Source organism: Cupriavidus sp. HPC(L) (assembly GCF_000307735.3).
Classification (GTDB): Bacteria; Pseudomonadota; Gammaproteobacteria; order Burkholderiales; family Burkholderiaceae; genus Cupriavidus.
In genome coordinates this window covers 1-1,008 of sequence record NZ_AMPR02000415.1, presented here as the reverse complement: position 1 = coordinate 1,008, position 1,008 = coordinate 1, and the positions used below count along the sequence as shown (strand labels likewise).

Sequence of the window (1,008 nt, the reverse complement as noted above, 5' to 3'; positions counted from 1 at the left end):
CCCCGGGGGGGGGGGGGGGGGGGGGGGGGGCAGGGGGCGGTGCAAGGGCCAGGGCATTGGCCAATGCCGCTGCCCTCTCCCCCGGCCCCTCTCCCGCGAGCGGGAGAGGGGAGACCATCTACAGCACTGCTACCACGGCTTCTGCTGCCGCGACTCGTGCAGCAGCTGCAGGTAAAGCTGATGCCGCCGCGGCGCGATGCCGCCGGCTTCGACCGACGCCAGCACGCCGCAGCCCGGCTCGTTGATATGGTGGCAGTTGTAGAAGCGGCATTCGGTCAGCCGCGGGCGGAATTCGGGGAAGGCGCGCTCGAGCATGCCTTCGGACAGATGGTGCAGGCCGAACTCCTGGAATCCGGGCGAATCGATCAGGCTGCCGCCCTGGCCCCAGTCGTCGGGCAAGTGGTATAGCCGCGTGAACGTCGTGGTGTGCTTGCCCGAATCGAGCTTGGCCGAGATCTCGCGGGTTTGCGCCTCGACGCCGGGAATCAGCAGGTTCAGCAGCGACGACTTGCCCATGCCGGACTGGCCGATCAGGATCGTCGCGCGCCCGGCGGTCAGCGGACGCAGCTGCGCCAGCGCGTCGTCGGGATTGCCGTGCACCGACAGCTCGACGGTGCGATAGCCCAGCTGCCGGTACAGCGTCAGCCGGCGCCGCGCGTCCTCCAGCCGGTCGGTCAGGTCGGTCTTGTTCAGCAGGATCAGCGGCGCGATTTCCAGCGCCTCGGCGGACACCAGCGCGCGGCCCAGCAGGTCCTCGGAGAAGCTCGGTTCGGTCGCCAGCACGATCGCGACCTGGTCGATATTGGCGGCCAGCAGCTTGGACTTGAACTGGTCCGAGCGATGCAGCAGATTGCGGCGCGGCTCGACCTCGACGATCACGCACTGATCGGCCGCGGCACGTTCGACGCGCACGCGGTCGCCGACCGCGCATTCGCTCTTCTTGCCCCGGGGAAACGCATGCATGCGCGTGCGCTCGCCATCGTCGAGCTCGATCACATAGTGGCGGCC

General features: G+C 69.1%; 1 protein-coding gene. It reads right to left on the bottom strand.

All coding sequences use genetic code 11. The features are described from left to right. Window positions 1–129 precede the first annotated feature (129 nt). Window positions 130–1,008: ribosome small subunit-dependent GTPase A (rsgA, locus tag B551_RS18675; RefSeq protein WP_023264775.1), on the bottom strand; the 879-nt coding region annotated here is incomplete at its 5' end.